Genomic DNA, 23857 nt, shown 5'->3' with positions numbered 1-23857 from the left:
GGTCGATATCCGCGCAAGCGCGGTTCGCACCTCAAGCAGTTTATTCGCTTCGCTCACCCTTCGGGCCGCACGGAACTACGTGCGTTACTCCGCTACACTCCGTTCCTACAGCGACTTCGAAGAAAGCTTGCAGCTTAATTAACCCGCCCCAGCACATGCTGGCCCTGCTGGTGGCGCGGCAGAATGACGGTAAATCGGGCGCCGCCCATGGGGCTTTCATCCACGCGGATATCCCCACCATGCCAATCCACAATCCGTTTCACAATGGACAAGCCAAGACCATAGCCACCACTGGCACGATGGCGACTCTTGTCCAGCCGGGCGAAGGGTTTAAACACACGCTCGCGCTCGTGCTCGGGAATGCCGGGACCATTGTCATCCACATGGATAACCACCTGGCTTTCAGTCCCCTCAACCACCATCACGATCCGCGAGCCGGCATAGCGCAGGGCATTGGTTACCAGATTCTGTAGTACCCGGTGCAGGTAGCGTTCTTCCGCTTCCACTTCCAGGGTGGGCTGCCCGCACTCCACACTGATAACGGTATCACCACGAATGGTTTCCAGTTCGTCACGCAGCTGCTCGCAGAGCTCCCCCACCAGGACCGGCTTGAATTCAATATTGGGGGTGCCCTGTTCCAGGCGGGCATAGGTCAGAATTTCATCAATCAATTGATCCAGCTGCTCGATATCATGGTCCAGGGCATTGAGTTTTTCCCGGCGCAATTCCGCCGACTCGATATCCGCCAGCATCTCCAGACCGAAACGCAGCCGCGCCACCGGGGTGCGCAATTCATGGCTCACCGCCCGGGTCATCTCCCGCTGGGACTCAATCAGTCGGCGGATATGGGCGGTCATGCCATTAAAGGTGGCCGCCACCTGGCCGATGGCATCGTTGCCTTCAATATTGGCGTAGGCCCCCAGGTCACCACTGCCCAGTTGACTCACCGCCTGGTCGAGCTGCTTGAGGCGCCGTTGCAACGGGCTTACCTGCAGATAGGTGGCCAGCGCCACTGCCAACAGGCTGAGGGCCCCGGCCACCAGCAGCAATTCCATGGGGAACTGGTCGAACAGACTGAGGGGGCCGATCACCAGCAGTTTGCCGGTCTGCGCCACCGGAGCATAAATGCGGATACTGGAGTTGTTACGGGTACTGTCATCCAGACCGATAACCACTTCGCGACGATTGAGCCGCTGCTCCTGTTCCGGGTCCAGGGAGACTTGGTCCCGTGGCACAAGATTGAGGGGGAAGCCGAAATGCTGCTGGAGCCGGCCCAGGGCCTGCTCCCATTCGTCTTCGGGGAAGTGGGAAAGATGGTTCAGCACCAGCACGGCGGTGGCCCGGGCCTGCTGCTCGGACACCTTGGTCATGCGGGTGGTGATGTATTCGGGTTCTCCGGGCAACTGAAAAAGGATATCGGCGTAGCCTTCCTCATCATTCAGGCGCATCACCACCAGGCCGTCTTCCAGATGCAACGTCTCCCGGTAGCCCAGTTCCAGCTCGTTGGCAGACTGCAGCTGGATCTCCGCACTGAACAGCTTGCTGAGCACCTGGCTCCAGCGGTCACGCTCCCCGGGCTCATAGCGTTGGTAGCCTTCCGCCATCAGGTAGAAGGTACCCCGCGCCATTTCCTCCCGGTAAATATCCGAGCGGTAGCTGTTAACCAGCTGCACGGCGGCATAGGTGATGGCGCCGATAAAACACAGCGCCAGCAACAAGCCCCCGTAGAGCCTCAGGAAAATACTATTCAAGCGTCACCCAGCGTCACGCCGCGGCACAGAAACGCTCAGGCCGCGCCGATTTCCTTGACGAACAGATAGCCCTTGGAGCGCACCGTCTTGATACGCTTGGGGTTTTCCGGATCGTCCCCCACCTTGGGACGAATCCGGGAAATGCGCACATCAATCGAGCGGTCCTGCCCGTCGTACTGAATACCGCGCAGCTTCTCGAAAATGGTTTCCCGGGACAGCACCGTGCCCGCATTGGACGCCAGCAACCAGAGCAGGTCGTATTCCGCACTGGTCAGATCCACGGATTCCCCGGCCAGGGTCACTTCCCGGGCGGAGTTATCGATCACCAGGGCACCGAATTCCAGCCGGGCCGGTGAGCTGTCCCGTTCGCTGTCGGTTTCCACCCGGCGCAGCAGGGCGCGGATACGTGCCAGCAACACCCGGGGTTTCACCGGTTTGGCCACATAGTCATCGGCCCCCATCTCCAGGCCCAGTACCTGATCCATATCATCGGTGCGGGCGGTGAGCATGAGAATGGGATTCTTGTAGGCGCTGCGAACCTCGCGGCAGACGGTCAGACCGTCGGCTCCGGGCAACATCAGATCCAGGACCACCAGATCCGGTTGCTCGGCACGAATGCGACGGATAGCTTCTTCGCCATCACTGACTACCGTCACATTGAGACCATTGGTTTGCAGATATTCACAGGTAAGATCGGCAAGTCTTTCGTCGTCTTCCACGATCATGATGGCTGGCGGGTTATCCTGCACCGTTGTCATCCCGTCCTTATCCTTTTTCACTTCGTATCATTATTGTCGTTGGTACACAGAGCCCAAGGCGGCAAACTGTAACAAACGTATCCCTATCAGGTGTTTATACGCATAGACACTGTCCACGGCAACCTTACTGATACCAAAGGTACATTGAAGCTGCTTCACGGTGTACTTTTTCCCGTTGACAAACACAATATCTAGTACCGCCCTGCCCCGCAAAAGTGCAACCCAAATGCACCCACAGTGGTCCACAACTTATCCACAAAATTTCCCCAGGCGAAGTGCTTGCAAATCCATAGACACAACTATAACTTGTACTGAAGTCGGGTAGCGACCCCAACATATTGGGTTTTTGTAAAATCGCTGCCACCCCGGGATAACCGCATCCAGCGTACCGAAAAATACAGCCACATCAGCCATTTAGGGCTTTTCTGGCGACCAGGGGCAAGTACATCGTCATGGACAAGACACAAGATATAGTGGTCCACACCCAAATCAGACCACCAGGCACCACCCAACACGGATTTTACTGCGCCACGGCCTGACCGCTGTGGCGTTTTGCGTGGTGTGCCCTACGCGGCATCAGACCACGCCGGCACCACCACACAAACCGACAACAGACAGAACAGCACAAACAACGGAGAGCGCACCATGCAGACGGATATGAGCCAAAACCCCAACCAGACCGGCTCCCCGGCAAGCGGCGAGAGCGACCAGGACCAGTCCATCGCCAGCACCGCCCCCGGTCAGCTGCGCGTTATCAAGCGCAACGGCAAAGTGGTGGGCTACGATGACGACAAGATCACCGTGGCCATCAGCAAGGCGTTTCTGGCGGTAGAGGGCGGCACGGCAGCCGCCTCTTCCCGTATCCATGAAACCGTGGCGCGCCTCACCGAGCAGGTCACTGCCACCTTCAAGCGTCGCATGCCCTCCGGTGGCACCATCCACATCGAGGAAATCCAGGACCAGGTAGAACTGGCTCTGATGCGTAACGGTGAGCAGAAAGTGGCCCGCGATTACGTGCTGTATCGTGAGCGCCAGGCGGCCAAGCGTGCCGAGCAAAATCACAACCTGCCCGAACCCACCCACCAGGTGGACATGACCGTCACCATGGAAGACGGCAGCAAGGCTCCCCTGGACATGGCGCGCCTGGAACATCTGATCCGTTCTGCCTGCTCCGGCCTGGACGATGTGAGCGCCGACAAGATCATCACCGAAACGGTGAAAAACCTGTACGACGGAGTCTCCATTCATGACGTGAACACCTCCATGGTGATCACCGCCCGCACCATGATCGAAGTGGAGCCCAACTACTCCCAGGTCACCGCTCGCCTGCTGATGGACAAGATCCGCGCCGAAGCCCTGCAGTATCTGGGCGTGGCCGAGCGTGCCAGCCACGAGGAAATGAACGCCCTGTACAGCGATGCCCTCAAGGCCTACATCACCAAAGGTATCGAACTGGAGCTGCTGTCTCCGGTGCTGGGCGAATTCGACCTGGAAAAGCTGGGCGCCGCCATCAATGGTGATCGTGATCTGCAGTTCTCCTACCTGGGCCTGCAGACCCTGTATGACCGCTACTTCATCCATCACAACGACACCCGCATCGAGCTGCCGCAGTGCTTTTTCATGCGTGTGGCCATGGGCCTGGCCGTGGAAGAGGACAACCGGGAAGAACGCGCCATCGAGTTCTACAACCTGCTGTCCAGCTTCGACTACATGAGCTCCACGCCGACCCTGTTCAACGCCGGCACCCTGCGCCCGCAGCTGTCCAGCTGCTACCTGACCACCGTGCCTGATGATCTGCACGGCATATACGGCGCCATCCAGGACAATGCCATGCTGTCCAAGTTTGCCGGCGGCCTGGGTAACGACTGGACGCCGGTACGTGCACTGGGCGCCTATATCAAGGGCACCAACGGCCGCTCCCAGGGCGTGGTACCGTTCCTGAAAGTGGTCAACGATACTGCCGTGGCCGTGAACCAGGGCGGCAAGCGTAAAGGCGCGGTCTGTGCCTACCTGGAAACCTGGCACCTGGATATCGAGGAATTCCTGGAGCTGCGCAAGAACACCGGTGACGACCGCCGTCGTACCCACGACATGAACAGCGCCAACTGGATTCCCGACCTGTTCATGAAGCGCGTCATCAACGAGGAAGACTGGACCCTGTTCAGCCCCAACGATGCCCCGGACCTGCACGACCTGTACGGCGAAGCCTTCGAAAAGGCCTACCTGGCCTATGAAGAGAAAACCCGTAACGGGGAAATGAAGCTGTTCAAGCGGGTTCCGGCCATCAACCTGTGGCGCAAGATGCTGTCCATGCTGTTCGAGACAGGCCACCCCTGGTTCACCTTCAAGGATCCGTGCAACCTGCGCAGCCCGCAGCAGCACGTGGGTGTGGTGCACTCCTCCAACCTGTGCACCGAGATCACCCTGAACACCAACAAGGAAGAAATCGCCGTGTGCAACCTGGGTTCCGTGAACCTGGCCCAGCACGTGGACGCGAACGGTCTCGACACCGACAAACTGCAGCGCACCATTAATACCGCCGTGCGCATGCTCGACAACGTGATCGACATCAACTACTACAGCGTGCCCCAGGCCGAGCGCTCCAACATGAAGCACCGCCCGGTGGGTCTGGGCATCATGGGCTTCCAGGACGCGCTCTATAAGCAGGGCATCAGCTACGCCTCCGAAGGCGCCGTGCAGTTTGCCGACAACTCCATGGAAGCGGTGAGCTACTACGCCATCCAGGCCTCCGCCAAACTGGCCGAAGAACGCGGTGCCTACCAGACCTTCGAAGGATCCCTGTGGAGCCAGGGCGTACTGCCCATCGACTCCATCGACATCCTGGTCAAGCAGCGTGGCGAAGACTACTGCAAGGTGGATCGCAGCCAGACCCTGGATTGGAACAGCGTGCGCGAGATGGCGAAGAAAGGCATGCGTAACTCCAACGTGATGGCCATCGCCCCCACCGCCACCATCGCCAACATCACCGGTGTTTCACAGTCCATTGAGCCGACTTATCAGAACCTGTACGTGAAATCGAACCTGTCCGGCGAATTCACCGTGGTGAACCCCTATCTGGTCAACGCCCTGAAAGAGCGTGGCCTGTGGGATAACGTGATGGTCAATGATCTGAAGTACTACGACGGTTCCGTGCAACCCATCGAGCGCATGCCGGCGGACCTGAAAGAACAGTTCCGTACAGCCTTCGAAGTGGAGCCGCGCTGGTTGGTGGAAGCCGCCAGCCGTCGCCAGAAGTGGATTGATCAGGCCCAGTCACTGAACCTGTACATTGCCGAAGCCAACGGCAAGAAACTGGACGTGACCTACAAGATGGCCTGGTTGCTGGGTCTGAAGACCACCTACTACCTGCGCGCCATCGGTGCCACCCAGACGGAAAAATCCACCATCAATGATGGCAAGCTCAACCGGGTCTCCTCCAAGGTGGAAGAGACCGCCGAGTTTGGCCAGGCCGCCGATGTACCACAGGCCTGCTCCATTGATGACCCGGATTGCGAGGCTTGCCAGTAAGCGCTGCCGGAAATGGGTCGGACGTCCGGAATCGGACGTCTGACGACAAAAGATAAATGCGTCCGACGTCAGACTTCTGACGTCCGACCCACCAAAGAATACGCAAGCGGTGATCAACACCACCAAACTTGTAAGCACGGAATGGAGAGAGCACATGCTGAACTGGGACGAATTTAATGCGCAAGAGACGCCTGTCGCCAAACAACAGCCCAAAGCCCCAACGCCGCCGCAACCTGAGACGGTATCTGACCAAGCGGCACCTCAAGCTCAAACATCGGCAGCGGGAAGTGCGCCGATTACTGGAGGAGCCGATGAGCAGCGACAAGGACGAACAGAACGAGCCACCACAGACGCCGTAGCCCGCGCCCGCGATACCGTAGCGAAAATGGATATCAGCGAAGGGGTTGCCGAGCTGGAAGGCACCGCCGGTCGTGTGGAAGTGGACGACAAGCGCATGATCAACTGCCGCGCCGACCTGAATCAGCTGGTACCGTTCAAGTACGACTGGGCCTGGCAGAAATACCTGGATGGCTGTGCCAACCACTGGATGCCCCAGGAAGTGAACATGAACGCCGACCTGGCGTTGTGGAAAAAGGCCGACGGTCTCACCGACGACGAGCGTCGCATCGTCAAGCGTAACCTGGGTTTCTTCTCCACCGCCGATTCCCTGGTCGCCAACAACCTGGTGCTGGCCATCTACCGCCTGATCACCAACCCGGAGTGCCGTCAGTACATCCTGCGTCAGTCCTTTGAAGAGGCGATTCATACCCACGCCTACCAGTACTGCATTGAATCCCTGGGCATGGACGAAGGCGAAATCTTCAACATGTATCAAGAGATTCCCTCAGTGGCCAAGAAGGCCCAGTGGGGTATTCAGTACACCCGCGATCTGTCCGATCCGGAATTCACCACCGGCACCGTGGAAACCGACAAGGCACTGCTGGAAAACCTGATCGCCTTCTACTGCGTACTGGAAGGCATCTTCTTCTACTGCGGCTTCACCCAGATCCTGTCCATGGGTCGCCGTAACAAGATGACCGGCGTGGCCGAGCAGTTCCAGTACATCCTGCGTGACGAATCCATGCACGTGAACTTCGGCGTGGACGTGATCAACCAGATCAAACTGGAAAACCCGCACCTGTGGGATTCCCAGATGCGTGACAAGGCTACCCAGATGATCCTGGAAGGCACCGAGCTGGAAATCCAGTATGCCCGCGATACCATGCCCCGCGGTGTGCTCGGCATGAACGCCGCCATGATGGAAGAGTACCTGCAGTTCATCGCCAACCGTCGCCTGGTCCAGCTGGGCCTGCCGGAGCAGTTCAAAGGCGTGAACAACCCCTTCCCGTGGATGAGCGAAATCATGGACCTGCGCAAAGAGAAGAACTTCTTCGAAACGCGGGTCACCGAATACCAGGTCGGCGGTGCGCTGAGCTGGGATTAAATCCCACAACAGTGTGAGTTGCCATTAGAGAGGGCACGTTTGCCAATAGAGGATCGCGTGCCCCTCTAAAAAATCAATAAGTTACACCAATATTGCCATAAAGAGAGCGCCGTTAGCACAGGCCCCGCTTTATTTTTCACATTTTAGTTCGCGTTCGGCAGCGCCCAACACTTCCCCCTTTAGCCGCAGCCATCCAGGCCAGGAAAAATCACAGCTATAGAAAAATCACAGCCAATAGGACGGAACTATGGTCGTCATTATTTTACATTCATGCCTTGCACCAGTTAACTTATAGGTTAAGATTGTGCGCCTCAAACTCGTTGAAAGAGCCCTTTGGTCTATTTACGCACCAGTAATAAATGATACTGACAGCGCCGCGGTAGACTGCGTAGAGGAGTTTCTCGAAACACATATGGATGCTCATGAGGGTAGCTGCTCCGGCCTTATTGCTCAGATGGAAGAAGCCATCAAACACGTTAATGGCCCAAAGGCACTGGGAAACAAGCTCTGCCACCATGTGTCACTACCGGACGAGCCTAAGATTTACGAGTTCATTAAAGGTCGGCTGCGTTTATTTTGGTTTTATGGAAAGGGAGAGAAAATCATTATTTGCTCGCACGGTCTCTTCAAAAGCACCAAAAAAACACCCCGAGCGGAAGTAAAGAAAGCCCTTAAGTTCAGAGAAAAGTACTTCGACTCAGAAAAGAATAAGACCATTATCATTTGTGAGGAATAAAACATGAGCACTCTCAACAAGTTGAAGAGCAAGTTCAAAGATACTCTCGCGTATGATTTTGAAAAAGCCAAACTAGAACTCGTTAGCAGCATTGTTCAAGTAATGGAGCGAAATCAGCTAACCCAAGCCGATGTCGCAAGAAAAATGCAAGTATCTGAAGCGAATGTAAGCAAGATACTTAGAGCAGATCAGAACCTAACGCTGAAAACCATGGTCAACTTAGCCAAGGCAATCAACTCAAAAGTTGAAATACGGCTGATTAGCCTAGAGAAGTCCAGCAACAAAACTTCAGTTAGTAACTGCAAGGATGTTAAGGATAGCAACATCACCAAGCAAACGGCTTGGAGTAATGCTTATAGAAACTTCTATAAAGACTTTGATACTCACCACACAGTAAAACTAGGTCGCGTCGTAAATTCACAAAAATGCGAGAATGATTATGAGTATTCCGCTGCCCCCGCTGAGCTTATGTAATTACTTTTTTAGGGAGATTAGCATCAAGCCTCGCGAAGACTACGAAGGCAACAATGGGGACATGTTTGACTTTTCCGGCGTATTGGTAACTTGTAACGTCAGCGGAGGGAAAAACGAAACAGTTAGTGGTAAAAACGCGGAAGAGCATTTTGTGATATTGGAGATTGAGGTTGCTGACGGCGAAGAGCGTCAAGCGCCATACTCCATTACCTGCACAGCCATAGGTATTTTCAAGCCTCACCCAGACCTTGATAAAGAAAAGGTAGAAGAGGTAATGGCAATCCAGGGAGCCACAACCCTTTACGCCTCCGCAAGAGAGATGTTGATGACTTCAACCAGCCGAATGGGCTACGGCCCCTTTATATTGCCAACAATGTCTTTCCATGGACTCAAAAAAGACTAACACCCCAAAGAGCACATAATTTGGCAAATCTAGAAGGATAAGATTTTACGTCAAACAAAATCGCCAGCCTAGTAAAGATACTTCTGAAACCCAATAAAGGTTTCTCGTATCTGTGCTGGCGAACCCAGCTCAGCCGCCGCATCCGTGATCGTATTGTACTTGAGAGTGATCAGCCCCTTCATCTTGGATGCCGCAAGCTCCCCGACCCCCTCTTCAACGTATTTATCTAATACGAACTCAATGAATTGCTGCTGCTTGTAGTTTGTGTAAGCGGCACTGATTGCAGGCTTCGCGGCATCCACGCGTTGCTTTCTGGATTGCGTCTCCAGGGCGTAAGCCACATAAGCCAGAACGTCATAGACATCACTATCCGGAGCATCGATCAGCCGCTTCATGCTGTCGAGCTTCTCTTCGTCGTAGCCGGCCTCAGCCAGGTCTTCGAGGAGCTTTTCTCGTGTCAGTGGGTCACCCCAAATTTGTCGAAGCTGGTCTTCGTCCCTAAAGAACTTCGGCAGATCACCAAACATTCGTTCCACGAACTCCTTGGCCGTTATGGGCTTTCCTTCAGGACTCCAATACAGCGTGGAAGACACATGCTTGATGGTACGGGTTTTGCCATCGGATAGTGTGATGACAATCTTTTCAACACAGACACAAGGGCGCTGGCCACACGTCTTGCAGGGTTCAGGAGGCGGTTTTATACACTTACATGGTGAGTACCCACAGATCACACAGGCACCACTGCCACCACCACCGCCACCTTTCTCACAACTGCACGGTGTGTTACCGCATTCGTTACACGGCTCGATATCAAGGGGCTCACCATCCCACTCAGGGTCAGCGAAATTGTGGTGTGCCTTCACAAAGTCGTAGACAGTGAAATAGTCCTTCCCATCATACATGCGGGTGCCGCGCCCAATGATCTGCTTGAACTCAATCATATTGTTACAGGGGCGCATCAAAACGATATTACGAACATTCCGCGCATCCACACCGGTCGACAGCTTTCTGGAGGTGGTTAGGATTGTCGGAATGGTCTTCTCGTTATCCTGGAAAGTCTTCAGGTCATTTTCACCTGCAGCCCCGTCATTAGCTGTGACCCGCACACAGTAGCTCGGATTAGTACTCCAGCCCTTTTCCGCCGCATATTGATTAATGTAGTCCCGCACCAGCCCGGCATGCTCCTGAGTGGCGCAAAACACCAGTGTTTTCTCTGACGGGCTAAACATGTCCATCCAATACCTGACGCGTATCTTCTCGCGCTCTGGGATGGTGATAATGCGATTAAAGTCACCTTCTATATAGACCTGACCCGGGACGGGCTTCCCCTTAACAACAAACCCATCTCCCGGGGAGTACACATACTCATCCATGGTGCCCACAATCGGAACCACCTTGAATGGGGTTAGGAACCCATCGTTGATGCCATCTTTCAGGGCATAGGTATATACAGGCTCACCGAAATAAGAGTAGGTGTCCGCATTAACGGTTCGTTTAGGGGTAGCAGTCAGCCCCAGCTGCACAGCAGGCGAAAAGTAATTCAGGATTTCCCGCCAGGAACTCTCATCATTAGCGCCACCTCGGTGACACTCATCAATAATGACAAAATCAAAGAAATCCTCAGGGTAATCACCGAAATAAGGCGTGGGATTGCCATTCTCATCTTCTCCACCACTCATGAAGGTCTGAAAAATGGTGAAAAAGACGCTCGCATTCTTGGGAACACCGCCTTGCCTTCTGATCTCGCCCGGCTCTAGACGAACGATGGCATCTTCACCAAAAGGGCCGAAGTCGTTAAAGGCCTGGTTGGCCAGGACATTACGATCAGCCAGGAACAGGATTCGAGGGCGCTTTTTGGCGGCGGTGGGGTCTTTCTGAGCGCAAAGGCTCCATCGGCTGTGGAAAAGCTTCCAGGCGGCCTGGAAGGCAATGCAGGTTTTGCCGGTGCCTGTAGCCAGGGTTAACAGTATGCGCTGCCTGCCCTGGGCGATGGCTTCCAAGGCGTTGTTGATGGCGTTTTCCTGATAGTAGCGGGGCTGCCAATCCCCCTTACATTCGAAGGGTATCTCAGCGAACCGTTCTCGCCATGCAGCCGCAAAATCCGGCTCAACATCAGGGCCCTCAGGCTTTTCAGCTGGATCGAAGGTAAGCTGCCAGAGCTCATCCGGGCCAAGAAACTGCTCCACCAGCCTCTCTTCGCCGGTAACAAGATCAATCTGGTAGATCTCATGCCCGTTGGTAGCATACCCAAAGCGACACTGTAGGCGCCGAGCATAGTCCTTGGCCTGTCGCACTCCCTCGGTATAGCTCAGGCTTTCTTTTTTGGCTTCAATCGCAGCCAGTTTACGGCCCTGATATTCAAGCACATAATCACTGCTTAACGCGGAAGCGCGCTTGCCGCCGCCAATAATCCGCCCCTGAGTGATAGACCACTCCCGGCGGATATAGCTGCTTTCCACCTTACCCCAGCCTGCCTCGACCAGTTTGGGGTCGATCAGATCGGCTCGGGTATCGGCTTCGTTGCGGCTTCCTTGCGTCATTAGGCAGCAACCTCCTCACTATCTTTTGTCAGCTCACCCGAAAAAGCCTTTTGTAATACGGATTTCTTAAGTTCGTCTAGATCTACAATCTTTTTTCCATAAATTTCTACCACCGACTCCAGCTGTAATGAAATTTCATCGACTAATTTAGAAATTTCTTTCTGCTGTCTAACGGGGGGCAGGCTTAAGCTGAAATTACTCAGATCTGAATTGCTTAGGTTTGGCATGACTGCACCGCCCGCGATCTGTTCTAGGCGAATTCTGCAAAATTCAGAGCGCAAGTATCTCACAAGATAACTTCCAACAACGTGGTCAGAAGACTTCATAAAAAAACTACCAGTACCACATATAAACCCATCTTCATCATCGTTTATGAGTGCACAACGCCCCATTTCACCTCTTCGGCCAATAACAATATCTCCCGCTCGCATCACATAGCTGGAAAGCTTATCCGCCGTTTCTTCCGATATTGTTTTTCGATAGTCTGCTTCAATACCTGTAGGTGTGATGTGAGCTGGATTTACCAATGGAATCCCATTTTCAATATAGTCACTTTTATGAAGCAAAGAGCCAAACGGGCCGGTAAAGACCCCTCCAGTCGCCTGGCCAAGCGTCGTATCTACCCACCCCTCCCCACACCGGCTAAACACCTGCTGCAAATAGCTTTCAAACAGTTCACGGGCGTTTTTGAGGTTTTGTTCGGTTAAGGCGCGGGCTTTGTCGATGTCAGCAAAGGCCCGGTCGAGGATGGTGACGATGCGTTTTTGTTCGGTGATTGAAGGCAGGGGAATCTCCGTGTCTTCAATAAAACCCCTCGGCACTCTCTTGTGACCTACCGCTCCAGTCATAACAGACTGACCAGCATCCCTAAATGAAGGGCGCAAAAGGTAGTAATACAGATACTCGGGTAACAGCCTATCTGAAGTCCTAAAAACGATAAATTCACTAGATCCGAAACCGATGCCATTAGTGAGCCCTTTAGCTATCCCAAGCTTTCCGTTTTCAAAACAGGGGGTAATCTTTGCCAGTAGCACATCATTATCAGCAAAGTAGGTGTAACTACCTGAAACTTTGGATAGCGATTTATCTTCTTCCAATATAAGCTTAGGGGTATCAATACCAAGGTTATTCATGGGCACAAAAGAAACCAAATCCTCATCTTTGAGTTTCTTTTTAGCCTCAGACTTCGGTGGCTTAATTTGGCAGCAGTCCGCCAATCTGACCTTTTCCCAACTCATCAACCCACAACCCTCCGAATCTTAGCCAGTATCGCTTCGCTCTCTTTATCCAGCGCAATAATCTCGGCAATGATGTCTTTCGGCTCGCGAAGCTCAGCTTCTTCCTTGGCATTGGGATTTTTCACCGACAGATCCCAGGTAGCCTGATCCAGATCCGCCACATCAAGCGACCAGGATTTATCCGAATCCTGAAAGACCTTCTGCAGCTCGACAAACTCTTTTAGATCGTTGTCATTCAGCGGATTGGTTTTGCCCAAACTACGGCCTGGGTCGAGCTGGTAGTACCAGACTTTTTGTGTCGGCTCGCCTTTGGTGAAGAGCAACACCACGGTTTTCACCCCGGCGCCGAGGAAGGTTTTGGCGGGGCAGTCGAGCACGGTGTGCAGGTTGTGGTTTTGCAGCAGCTCCTTCCTGAGGGCAATGGCGGCATTGTCGGTATTACTCAAAAAGGTGTTCTTGATGACGATGGCGGCACGGCCACCGGGTTTGAGGGCCTTCATAAAGTGCTGCAGAAACAGGAAGGCAGTTTCACCGGTTTTAATGGGGAAGTTCTGCTGTACCTCTTTGCGCTCTTTGCCGCCAAAGGGGGGATTGGCCAGAATGATGTCGTGCTGGTTGCTGGGCTGAATGTCCTGCAGGTTTTCCGCCAGGGTGTTGGTGTGGATGACGTTGGGGGTTTCGATGCCATGCAGGATCATGTTCATGATGGCGATGACGTAGGCCAGGGATTTCTTCTCCTTTGCGTAGAAGGTGCGTTCCTGCAGGATTTTGAGATCCTTCGTGGAAAGCTGCTTCTTCTGCCTCCCGCCCTGCCGGAGGTAATCGTATGCCTCGCAGAGGAAGCCAGCTGAACCGGCAGCGCCATCGTAGATGGTCTCGCCAATTTTGGGCTGGATGACATCAATCATGGCACGAATCAGCGGGCGCGGCGTGTAGTATTCGCCGCCGTTGCGCCCGGCATTGCCCATGTTCTTGATTTTAGTTTCGTAGAGGTGGCTGAGTTCGTGCTTTTCTTCCTGGGAGCGAAAGCGCAGTTCGTCAACCTTTTCGAGAGCGTCTCGCAGTGAGTAGCCACTCTGGATCTTGTTTTTGATCTCGCCGAAGATCTCACCAATTTTGTATTCGATGGTACCGGGGCTTTCTGCCGCCTGCTTGAACCCCTTTAGATAAGGAAAAAGCTCTCCATCCACATACTCGATAAGATCAGAGCCTGTCAGGGCGTTGTTGTGGTCAAAATCACCATTTTCGTCTTTCGGGGCAGCCCAAGCGCTCCATCGGTGCTCAGGGGTGATGATGTACTCATACTCCTTACCATCCAGTTCCGCGGCCATCTGCCGCTCCCGCTCCAGATCATCCAGGTATTTCAGGAACAGCATCCAACTGGTTTGCTCGGTGTAATCCAGCTCACTGGAGCACCCCGCATCTTTATGCAAAATGTCATCGATATTCTTGAATGCTTGTTCGAACATGGTTTTCCCTGATTAACACAAGACCAATATCGATACGACATCAGTCAGAGCAACACCCACAAAATAAATGCCCCACAGTAAAAGGAGGAAGGGCATCAGAATTAGCTACTTTACTATAGATTACAAAAGGTTATCGACCACCAAATTCGATCTCAAAATCTCCCCGAAACCAGGACTCGATCATGTCAATCTCAGCCCTTAGGGTCTCTATTGCTGCACACCTCTGCCGCCAGCGCTGAACCCACTGCAGCTGCTCCGGCAGAGACAGGTGAGGCACCTCAAACTCCTTTAGAACCCCCTGATTTACCACCTTGCCACTCGCCCCAGACGCCTTCTCTCGAAAAAACGCCTGGGCCGAATCAGAGTTCAGCACCAGCGCCAGAAATCCTGTATCCAGCCAGTCAGAATGCGCCCTGATCAGTATGAAATGCTGATGGGCGATAGCAGGCGGGCCTTCAGGCACACCCTCTACCAGATAGGCTGGGTGCTCCTTGCCTATCGCCTGGAACAGCACATCCCCATCCTGCAGGTAGCGCAGCTTTCGCTTTGACGGCAAAGATGTACGCACCACGCTCTCCCAATCAATGGACAGCCGCTCATTCCCATTGGCAGGGCGCACTATTCGGACATTGCCATCAGGATCCGGCTTCACCGAACCCTGCACGGCAAATCCCAGCGAGATCTCCGCAAGATCGCCCAATTTCTGCTTCATATCGCACCAACTCATATTTTATATACTAGAAAATATATATTTTTATCTACCTTTTATCTACACAATATTGAACTTTAGAAGAAGTTATTCTTGACAACCAAAACCGCAAGTGATAGGGTGTGAAAAACTGAGGCAACTATCCCTCAGCACATTAGTGAAATTAAAGACGATAAATATGCGAATACGAATACGCGTTAACTAAAACGCCGTCGTACATCGGCGGCGCTCACTCTGGCATGTAAATGACTTGGAGCCCCGTCGATGACTTTTTCGTCAGCGAAGCGCACCCGTGCGCCCAAAAGAAACACCCACAGCCAAAGCGTCTTCCCTGTAGAAGACATCCATAAGGCTATTGAAGCCGCCAGGCACTCCCCTCAGTACCGCATCCCCCATGGCCGCCAAGGCGGCCCAGCAAAAGTCCTGCACGCCTCTCAAAAAGCCAGGAAAATGCTAGGAGACGAGAAGGACTATCTAAATATCCTGGAAGGCCGCCTCGAAGCCGATTACTGCCTGACTCTGGAGTTTGATCCCGAAGTCGAAGTATATGTCTGCCAGCCCTGCAAACTGCTGGGAGGCTTAGAATATGGCTTCACCACATTCACCCCCGATCACATCGTTTTCCCACAGAGCGCCCCTGCCTACGTGGTGGACTGCAAACCCAAACAGGTTGCCGAGGCGAAGATTCATCGCGAGCGCCACGCCATCCTGCGGCAGGCACTGGCCGCCCAAGGAGTCGAATTCCGCGTTGTCACCGATGAGGACATTCGAGTCCAGCCTCGAATGGACACCTACAGCTTCCTCTATGGATTCCTAGCGGCGGCCGAAGACTACCTCGCCGAGACCCAATTGGCCGTAGAGCGTGAACTCCAGCGCTTGGGCGGCACCGCACAGATCAAAGACCTCAGGCACCTGAATCAGGACGTTGCCCGCCGCGGCACCGCATGTGGCCTCGTATCTGGGTCAATCCTTGCTGACTACTCAGCCCCGTTTGGCCCCAACTTCGAAATCACCCTCGTTTAATTCAAGGAGAATTGCCATGCACAGCATCAACGCCAAGATCACCGACATCCACATCGGCTCCCGCGTAAACATCGACGGTCTCGACTGGGAATGCACCCACCTGAATGCCGGGAGCACAGACATCGTGCGCCTTCGCCAGGTGAACGGAGAGCAGACCAGAAAAATGCCAATCCCTTATCTCGCCGACCTGAATGAGGAAGGCCGGGCATACCTGATTCGGCATGTCATTCCGCGAAAGCAGGACTTGATGGACATCTATGACCTATCTCCGGCTGAACGACGGGATTTCGAGCGCTGCTGCGCAGGTGTGACAATTTCTCTTGCACATGCCAACTGCAGCAAGAAAAAGGCTTACAAGGAGTTTCTTTCATTCTGCGAGCGTCAAAACGAGCAGTTCCTTGAGGAGCATCAGCTCTGTCCAAAACCCGCGCAGAAGCCGGCAACCGTTCAGAAATGGCGCAGACAGTACCTCAGTGCAGGAGACTTCAGCTGTTTCGTACGAAAGGATAGCCGCACCCAGTACCGGGCACGACAGTATCCAGAGAATATTGAGAAGCTCGTGACCAAGGTAATTCTCAATTGCTACGCCAATGACCGAAAACCCCGGATGACCCAGGCCTATCGGACGCTCCTGGCTGAAGCTCAGGCTGAATTCATGATCTCCATTGATAAAGCAAAGGACATGATGCCCTCCTATCGCACCTTTGTGCGGCGCATTGAAGAGTCAGACCACTACGCAGTGCTCTCAAAGCGCCTCGGCAAGAAGCAAATCCGCCGCTTGGCCGGCCACGGTAAACGTATCGGCTGTCCGGATTTCATTGGCGGACGCGTGGAAGTGGACTGCACTCAAGCAGATATCATGGTTTATGACGAAAAGCTCGACCACTGCTATCGCCCTTGGTTGATGGTCATGATTGACGTCTACACCCGCTGCATCATCGCCTGGGACTTATCCTCTACTGCTCCCAGTGCCGCCAAATTCGCCCGTGTATTCCGTAATGCCATTGGCGCCGACGGCTACCCGTACCGCTGTGTTCCTTCGATGATGGTGGTCGACAATGGCTCGGAGTTCGTAAACGGCGAGCTTCGCACTCAGATCAGAACGTTTGGATCCCGTGTGGAGTTCGCACCACCGGAATCCCCCAAGGGGAAACCTTTCTGCGAGCGCTTCTTTGGCACGGCGAATGAGTACCTCTTTCATCAATTGGAAGGCACCACCAAGTCTAATCCCGAGAAACGGGGTGATTATGACGCAGAGGAGCATGCCATCTACAACATTGAGACGCTCAATGAGCGGTGGGAAGAGTTTCTCGGTGTCTATCACGACGAGTACCACAGCGGACTGGAAGATGCTCCCCGCCTCTTTTGGGAGAACGTCGTTAGCACACCTGAAAACACGCCAAGAACGCTCCCCTTCGATGAAGCTCAGAAATTTGGCACTAAATCGACACGTGTTCGTATCAACGGAGGACGTGTACGGCTCGATAACCTTTACTGGACAGCGCCAAGCCTGCCCGAACTGAACCTCAAGTTGCGTGCAAAGGCCGTTGTCCGCGGAGGATCCGAAGGCAAAACCCCAGAGGTGCTCCTTCGTTATAACGAGCATGACCTTACCCAGGTTTACGTTTCAGACCCTCAAGATCTGCATTCTTTTATCATCTGCGATCCGTTAGATCCCGCTTATCAGACCGGTCTGACCATGGACGTTCACAAGAAAGTGCGGGCCAACCTGCGTGCCAGAGGCAAGGCACTGAAAAACCGAGCCGAGTCACTCGGTCTTCGTTACGCACTTGAACGCAAGCTTGCGGAAGACAAGCGAGAAGCAGGCCAGAGTAAACGCAAGAAAAGCCAGCTGCGCGAGTCTGCCGAACGCTCTTCCAAGGGCAATTTTCAGGATCAGGTCAGCTACAAGGAAATCCTTGATGAGGAGAACTCCCAAGATGAGAACTTCTTGAATGATTTAGGCGACGACTTCGATTCCGAAGCGGATTACTGAGGGAATCATCCATGGGAAAAGTAAATTTCGACGCGATCAACACCCTCTCTAGCCGCCGTATCAAGCACCCGGTCTATACCGGGTGCCTCTCTCTGCTTGAAGAGCTGTATGAGGATGCGGCCTCTCAGGCAGACAAACCCCTGAATAGCGCCCGGGGTAGCGCCTATCTATTCACTGCTGAGACGGGCGTGGGCAAAACCACACTCCTCACAGACTTCCTCGATGCACACCCCGCTTATATGGCAGAGACAGACATGGGGCGGCAATGGAGTGTTCCTGTCGCCCTCATTAGGGTTCCTCCAGCATGCACCCTAAAAGGGTACATCTATGAGATCTGTCGCGTCCTCAAGGTAGCCACCACGCGGGAAAACACCACGAGCCTTCTCACTCGAAAGGCTATCGACGGGCTGAAGAACGCAGGAACCCGCATGTTTATCACAGATGAAACCAACATCGTTCTGGAAAGCGCCACCCAGAAAGAAATTACCCACATCCGAAATTTCATCAAACAGCTCATTGATGAAGCGGGAATCCCCATTGTGTTCTTTGGCCTGCCTGCAGACTGCAAAGAGTTCTTCAACAGTGACCCCCAAACCGTTTCACGGCTGGTTAAGAGCGTTAGCTTACGGGAATTTGCTCCTCCTACCGCCAATGATTCGAGGATGCATAAAACAGCGATGAAGTATCTCGAATATCTTGCTGATGACTGCGGCATTACCCTCAATGATGAAATGAAACCCCTCGAATTCTCTCAACGCCTCTATCTGGCTTCAAAAGGGATGATGCGGGATATCAACCAGATCATGACGGAAAGCGCCAAGTTCGCCATGAGGAAAGGGAAAACCGCTCTAGGCCAAAGCGATTTCAAAGCTATTTGTAGATCATTGAATCTGAATACCGATTTCGACCCCTTTGCCGCTGAAAGCAAAAGCTTACAGGCTCTCATGGCCAAAATGGTCTCAAAGAAGAAGGCAGGATTATCATGAGCAATCTAGCCTTTCTCCCCAAAGCGCTGCCCGGAGAAAGCGCCGGCAGCTTGCTGCTCCGCCTGAGCCAAGCCCATACGGAGCGACCTTCCGCGCTCCTTATGGCGCTTGGCCATAGCAACTGCTCCATCTCCGGAAATATCCGCAATCTGTACTGCGGCCTCCCTACACCCGTCTTTTCACTCGTGGATACCCAGAATTGGGCCCCATCCAAATCCACGACCACCCTCGCTAAGGCGCGAAACGCCAAGAAGTGGCTGGAATATCTGCATCCGTCGGTATGTCCGGATTGCGCCCAAGAAGGCTGGCTTCCAGATACGCATGATTTCCACCTCATTACCTGCTGCAGCAAGCACGGCAAGCAGCTCCGTACGCACTGTAACCACTGCGGTGACCCCGTGCGCTGGAATCGCTTTGGGTTGAACCGTTGCCACTGCACCAAAGAGTTTGGTGATACCGAAGAGGCGAGCCGGGGCGAACTCGCGGTTACTCGCCAGCTTGAGGAGTGGATCAGAAGCGGGAAAACGGACGAGCTGGCAGCCTACCAGGAACTGGAAGCGCTCCTGCGGACGCGCATTTCTGCTGAGGAATCTTGGGTTGAGGCGTCCATTGGCTGGATCCAGGGGGATCGCCTTCTGGTAGCCCAACGCCTCAAAGCATACCTTGCTGGAGCGGCCCCATTGGGCTCTCGAGCACTTGTCGCCGCGTTATCTTCCGCTTCTTCTTCATTACTGCAGCAGGCTCTACCCCAACTGCACGAGATGCTCGACAGCCTGCCTGACCCCCAAGACCCGAAAACCCTGTCAAAGACCTTCTATCTTGGCCACTCGGAGCTGTGCTTCGCACTGGGTTGTAAAACCCTCACCGTAGAGATGCTACTCAAGAATCAGGTGCTCAATAACACCTTGGCGCAAGGTTCACTGACGCAGCGGCACGTTTTTCTGCCTGAGCTGAAACGTCTGTATACCTGCTATGCACCCCAAACGAGTCATAACACACATAGTCTGACACTGAATCAGCTCGCAGGAGGCACCAAGCGTAAGACCCATGAACTGCTCTCTGACTTACTTGCCGGCGATCTAGCACCAGTACCCGCTGACTGCTGGAGGCTTGAGGACTGGCGTGTGGTGGCACCTGATGGGTATACCGATAATGTCCCCGAGGGGTACTCAACCCTGGCGATGGCGCAATCCATTCTGGGTGTGAACAGTCAGTATGTCGCTGGATTCAGGCGATCAGGCCTGCTCACAGGCCACCATCAGCGCAATAAAAACAATCGGTACTTGTACAAGACCGCAGAGCTGCATGCATTCCGGGAAAAATACATCTCCGCCGGAGACATTGCCTCTCTGACCAGCAGCTCAGTGACGGTTATCACCGATAAGCTACGTTTTGCCGGCATTCAGCCAGTCAGCGGGCCCGGGATCGACTCCAGTCCGGTTTTCCTATTCCTACGACAAGTCATCGAGAACGAAGACCTCAGTGCCGTGCTCTCAGTCCAGGAGGGCTACTCCACCTCCGGCCGCAGACCCAAGTCCGCACCCAGAGTGGATGGCAGCCTTTGGATGACTGGCGGCGAGGCAGCAGAAGCACTAGGACTCACTGCCCAGCAGCTCTATCAGCTGGTAGATAAGCAAGACCTCGTGGCAACACGTCCAGAGCATGCCTCCTCCAAAGTAAGTAACTACTTCCTTCGCAAGCAGGTCAGCAAGATGAAGGGGAAGCTGGCTCGCATGGTGACGGTTGATGACCTCGCAGCCAAATGCGGGGTTACCCCAAGACGAGTATTGAGCCGTCTTTGGCGATTGCTCAAAGCCAAGCCATTAAATTATCAGGGGGAGGCCTGTATCGACCATGAGGAAGCCGTAATCCTGCAAGAGCACTTCTCCCGGTACTGGGATGATCAACAGGCCGCCGCATTTCTGGGGGCTACCGCAGCGGACATCCATAACTGGAAACGACTAGGCCACCTTACCCCGCTACCTGAAGGGCACCGTGGCTTCCTTGAGAATCGCGTCCTGTTTGATTGCGATCAAATCAAGACATTCAGGAGGCCGGGATGAGAAAGGTACCCACCACCCTGGAGCAATACGAGGAAATCGTGGCTCATCTGTACAGGGAGTTCCCAACGCTTCTCAGCTGGGAAAGCGGGGTTTACAACCTGCGCTTTTATGCCAGTTTCACGATCGATCCCTGGTGGTTTCCCGCGGTTTGGCAACTTCTTGAGAACCTCGCGTCGCTAGACGCGATGAACCTTATTGACCCACCGATCTTTAGAGACTTCAAAGACAAGCGTGGCCTGCTCTGTATTTACTTCGACGGTGGCGACGAGCTGTCAGAGATGCTGATTGAGGGTGTCGAGAAGCTGATAAATCGCCGCTAGAAACTCCCTTTTGAATCAAAGACTAACAAGCAAGACAATTACTTTATGGTTTATTAAGTCATTGTTTTTATTCGATTATTTGACTTTTTGTGACACCAAGAATAGCGTCAAAGGGCACTCACTGATCAGAGATAGACCATGCTGCCATTCACTCCCATTTTCGAGCTCGAGGACTTCAGATCGCAGTTTGATTTCAATGGCTTGTCGGAGGAGATTCTGTTTTCCAACTACGAAGGCAAGGATGTCGAGGAGGTTATCGCTGAGGCCCAGTCCGTTTCCAGGAAGCCACCTTGCATCGTGGGAGCCTGGGTCATTATTGGCCTCGACCTGGATGAGCGGCAGAGCGCTCAGCTAGAAGCTAACGGGATTAACCCCACGGTTCTGTACTCCCAATTTTTGATTAATGACTTCCGGGAACGCTGGCCGCTGGGCAGTCATGTTTTCAGCACTCCTGTCACTAATGATCTCGGAAATGGCCTGCTTGAGACCGGCAATACGCTCTATGTGCTCTTGGGAAAGGGCTACCGCATGCGCATGAGCCTCGATCACGCAGCGCGGATTAAGGAGTCCGTATGAAGGCTCATCTGTTGACAGATATCCACAATGAGCACAGGGATGACCCGTACCGAGTGAAAGATCTGGATTTCGACATTCTTATCTTGGCGGGAGACATTGATAGCGGCCTAGGCGGAATCACCTGGGCTGCCGAGGAGTCTCAACGGCTCGGAGTGCCCGCCATTTATGTGGCTGGAAACCACGAGTTCTACGGCACAGAGCTAGTTAGTCACGATATCGCCATGCGAATTCATTCTACGAAGCTCGGGGTGCACTACCTGAACAATGAAGCCGTCGTGCTTGATGGGGTGCGATTCCTTGGCACAACCCTGTGGACTGACTACCAGCTCACAGGAGAGCACCCATACTTTGTGGAGTACCAGATCCGCCGTGCCATGTCTGATCACCGCCTGATTAGGTACGGAGAGTGGCTATTTTCTCCCGGCCACGCGCAAATGCTACATGGCAATGCCATTGAGTGGCTTGAGGAACGTCTTCAGGAACGCGGCGACTACGAAACCACGGTTGTCGTGAGCCACCATGGCCCGTCCCAGCTATGCGTCCATCCGAAATGGACAGGGAGCATCGTCAGTAATGCCTACTGCTCACACTTAGACCACCTGGTTGCACAAGCGGACTTCTGGTTTTACGGGCATACGCACGCGGCTTTGGACACGCTTGTCGAGCAAACCCGACTCGTAACTAATCCTGCCGGCTATCCCGGTCAGGAAACAGGCTTCAAACCTGACCTGGTGATCGATCTCAAAGGAGGAAAGGACAAATGAGCCGGCCAATCCTGGTCGTAGACCTGGAGGCAACATGCTGGCGGGACAAGCATACGGCTCCTGCCGAGAAGGAGATCATTGAGATCGGATGTGCTCTTGTCGCCTCGGACGGCACCGTACTTGATGATTTCAGCACCTTCGTGAAACCGCTACTCCACCCAATTTTGAGCGAATTCTGCACGGAACTGACGAACATCACCCAATCAAACGTAGATAGCGCCCCAGGTTACCCGGAAGCATGCCAGCTGGTGGATGAATGGCTTGGCCAGCGGGTCAGAGGACTGGTTTGGGGATCCTGGGGCAACTACGACCGAAATCAGTTGCTTGAGGAGAAGGCCAGACATTGCGCTACCCCTGAATTCCTAGGTGTACCCCACATCAACTTGAAACGCCTCTGGGCGAGGTCGCAAGGCATACCTCCGAGAGGAATGACTCGGGCTTTGGCGTATGCAGGCATCCCGCCAGAGGGAACGCATCACAGAGGAATTGATGACGTTCGCAACATCGCGAAGCTGTTACCCGGTATCTCCCGACAGCTGATCAACCATGCTGTAGCCAGGTGGACGCCATATCCAGAGCAAGGCGAGAGGACATAGCCATGTCAGAAGCCCCCAAAGAGTCGCTAGAAGAGAAATATCCAAGCCTGTTCAATCACGAACAGTTCATTTACCCAGTTGCAGTAGGCCCTGGCTGGATACCGCTCGTTGACACCCTATGTCGCCTGCTGGTGAAGAGTACAGAGCAAGGGGCATCGGAAGTTAAGGCACTACAGGTGAAGGAGAAATTCGGGAAGTTACGCTTCTACGCGGTGGCTTGCTCAAGTTATCACGGAGGGCTCATCAAATTGGCAGAGGCATATTCCGCCCGTATTTGCGATGTTTGCGGGGGATTGGGAAGTATGGTTTGTATTGATGGCTATTACGTTACCAGATGCAAATCTCATGGCAGATCGCCATGAAACCACATCCACAGCCCTTCAAACACAGGGTTTTAACCGCTAAACGAGTCTAGAGAAGTGTAGGCTACTAATCCGGCAACAAAAAACGCCCCCTCTAGTGGTCACTCACGAAGGAATATGC

Annotated in this window: 20 protein-coding genes; 14 read left to right on the top strand and 6 right to left on the bottom strand. The window is 53.8% G+C overall.

Annotated features, from left to right (window positions below):
• Positions 1-134 precede the first annotated feature (134 nt).
• Together A0251_RS10935 and A0251_RS10930 are read right to left on the bottom strand one after the other, a co-directional pair.
• On the bottom strand, positions 135-1751 hold the full coding sequence (locus tag A0251_RS10935; protein WP_062816886.1) for an ATP-binding protein: 1617 nt from the start codon (positions 1749-1751) through the stop codon (positions 135-137).
• Between the two features lie 35 nt (positions 1752-1786).
• Positions 1787-2509 (bottom strand): response regulator, encoded by a 723-nt coding sequence (locus A0251_RS10930; protein ID WP_062816885.1) that lies wholly within the window; start codon positions 2507-2509, stop codon positions 1787-1789.
• Positions 2510-3154: 645 nt separating this feature from the next.
• Between A0251_RS10930 and A0251_RS10920 the strand changes: the two genes are divergently transcribed.
• The 5 genes from A0251_RS10920 to A0251_RS10900 all read left to right on the top strand — a co-directional run bounded on the left by A0251_RS10920 (position 3155) and on the right by A0251_RS10900 (position 9094).
• On the top strand, positions 3155-6037 hold the full coding sequence (locus A0251_RS10920; RefSeq protein ID WP_062816883.1) for a ribonucleoside-diphosphate reductase subunit alpha: 2883 nt from the start codon (positions 3155-3157) through the stop codon (positions 6035-6037).
• Between the two features lie 154 nt (positions 6038-6191).
• Positions 6192-7481: a ribonucleotide-diphosphate reductase subunit beta gene (locus A0251_RS10915; protein WP_062816882.1), complete on the top strand. Its 1290-nt coding sequence runs from the start codon at positions 6192-6194 to the stop codon at positions 7479-7481.
• A 304-nt stretch (positions 7482-7785) separates the two neighbouring features.
• On the top strand, positions 7786-8217 hold the full coding sequence (locus A0251_RS10910; RefSeq protein ID WP_062816881.1) for a type II toxin-antitoxin system RelE/ParE family toxin: 432 nt from the start codon (positions 7786-7788) through the stop codon (positions 8215-8217).
• A 3-nt stretch (positions 8218-8220) separates the two neighbouring features.
• Entirely contained in the window at positions 8221-8691 is a 471-nt protein-coding gene (locus tag A0251_RS10905; RefSeq protein WP_062816880.1) for an XRE family transcriptional regulator, read from the top strand.
• The gene (locus A0251_RS10900) at positions 8657-9094 is read left to right on the top strand and encodes a protein-export chaperone SecB (RefSeq protein ID WP_197461912.1); all 438 of its coding nucleotides are present in this window, start codon (positions 8657-8659) and stop codon (positions 9092-9094) included. The genes A0251_RS10905 and A0251_RS10900 overlap by 35 nt, the downstream gene beginning before the upstream one ends.
• Before the next feature lie 68 nt (positions 9095-9162).
• Here A0251_RS10900 and hsdR read toward each other — a convergent pair whose 3' ends face one another.
• The 4 genes from hsdR to A0251_RS10880 all read right to left on the bottom strand — a co-directional run bounded on the left by hsdR (position 9163) and on the right by A0251_RS10880 (position 15053).
• Positions 9163-11634, bottom strand: a complete 2472-nt coding sequence (hsdR, locus tag A0251_RS10895) for an EcoAI/FtnUII family type I restriction enzme subunit R (protein WP_062816878.1) — start codon at positions 11632-11634, stop codon at positions 9163-9165.
• Complete coding sequence (locus A0251_RS10890; protein ID WP_062816877.1) at positions 11634-12872, bottom strand: restriction endonuclease subunit S; 1239 nt, start codon at positions 12870-12872, stop codon at positions 11634-11636. The genes hsdR and A0251_RS10890 overlap by 1 nt, the downstream gene beginning before the upstream one ends.
• Positions 12872-14341: an N-6 DNA methylase gene (locus tag A0251_RS10885; RefSeq protein ID WP_062816876.1), complete on the bottom strand. Its 1470-nt coding sequence runs from the start codon at positions 14339-14341 to the stop codon at positions 12872-12874. The genes A0251_RS10890 and A0251_RS10885 overlap by 1 nt, the downstream gene beginning before the upstream one ends.
• A gap of 130 nt (positions 14342-14471) precedes the next feature.
• Positions 14472-15053 carry a restriction endonuclease subunit S gene (locus A0251_RS10880; protein WP_062816875.1) on the bottom strand — a complete coding sequence of 194 codons (582 nt, stop codon included), beginning with the start codon at positions 15051-15053 and terminating at the stop codon, positions 14472-14474.
• A gap of 261 nt (positions 15054-15314) precedes the next feature.
• Between A0251_RS10880 and A0251_RS10875 the strand changes: the two genes are divergently transcribed.
• The 9 genes from A0251_RS10875 to A0251_RS10835 all read left to right on the top strand — a co-directional run bounded on the left by A0251_RS10875 (position 15315) and on the right by A0251_RS10835 (position 23736).
• Entirely contained in the window at positions 15315-16073 is a 759-nt protein-coding gene (locus tag A0251_RS10875) for a hypothetical protein (RefSeq protein ID WP_062816874.1), read from the top strand.
• 16 nt (positions 16074-16089) lie between these two features.
• Entirely contained in the window at positions 16090-18069 is a 1980-nt protein-coding gene (locus tag A0251_RS10870) for a DDE-type integrase/transposase/recombinase (RefSeq protein WP_062816873.1), read from the top strand.
• A gap of 11 nt (positions 18070-18080) precedes the next feature.
• Positions 18081-19055, top strand: coding sequence for a TniB family NTP-binding protein (locus A0251_RS10865; protein ID WP_062816872.1), 975 nt, complete (start codon positions 18081-18083; stop codon positions 19053-19055).
• On the top strand, positions 19052-21118 hold the full coding sequence (locus A0251_RS10860; protein ID WP_062816871.1) for a TniQ family protein: 2067 nt from the start codon (positions 19052-19054) through the stop codon (positions 21116-21118). Before A0251_RS10865 ends, A0251_RS10860 begins: the two co-directional genes overlap by 4 nt.
• The gene (locus A0251_RS10855; protein ID WP_062816870.1) at positions 21115-21438 is read left to right on the top strand and encodes a hypothetical protein; all 324 of its coding nucleotides are present in this window, start codon (positions 21115-21117) and stop codon (positions 21436-21438) included. Before A0251_RS10860 ends, A0251_RS10855 begins: the two co-directional genes overlap by 4 nt.
• A 138-nt stretch (positions 21439-21576) precedes the next feature.
• Positions 21577-22014, top strand: a complete 438-nt coding sequence (locus A0251_RS10850; RefSeq protein ID WP_062816869.1) for a DUF6957 family protein — start codon at positions 21577-21579, stop codon at positions 22012-22014.
• Positions 22011-22778 (top strand): metallophosphoesterase, encoded by a 768-nt coding sequence (locus tag A0251_RS10845; RefSeq protein ID WP_062816868.1) that lies wholly within the window; start codon positions 22011-22013, stop codon positions 22776-22778. Before A0251_RS10850 ends, A0251_RS10845 begins: the two co-directional genes overlap by 4 nt.
• On the top strand, positions 22775-23374 hold the full coding sequence (locus A0251_RS17730; protein WP_062816867.1) for a 3'-5' exonuclease: 600 nt from the start codon (positions 22775-22777) through the stop codon (positions 23372-23374). The genes A0251_RS10845 and A0251_RS17730 overlap by 4 nt, the downstream gene beginning before the upstream one ends.
• 2 nt (positions 23375-23376) lie before the next feature.
• Positions 23377-23736 carry a hypothetical protein gene (locus A0251_RS10835; RefSeq protein WP_062816866.1) on the top strand — a complete coding sequence of 120 codons (360 nt, stop codon included), beginning with the start codon at positions 23377-23379 and terminating at the stop codon, positions 23734-23736.
• Positions 23737-23857: the final 121 nt, after the last annotated feature.

This window comes from Alcanivorax sp. NBRC 102024 (assembly GCF_001602235.1).
In the GTDB taxonomy this organism is placed as follows: Bacteria; Pseudomonadota; Gammaproteobacteria; order Pseudomonadales; family Alcanivoracaceae; genus Alcanivorax.
The sequence above is the reverse complement of the archived record's forward strand: the minus strand, read 5'-3'. Positions and strand labels throughout refer to the sequence as shown.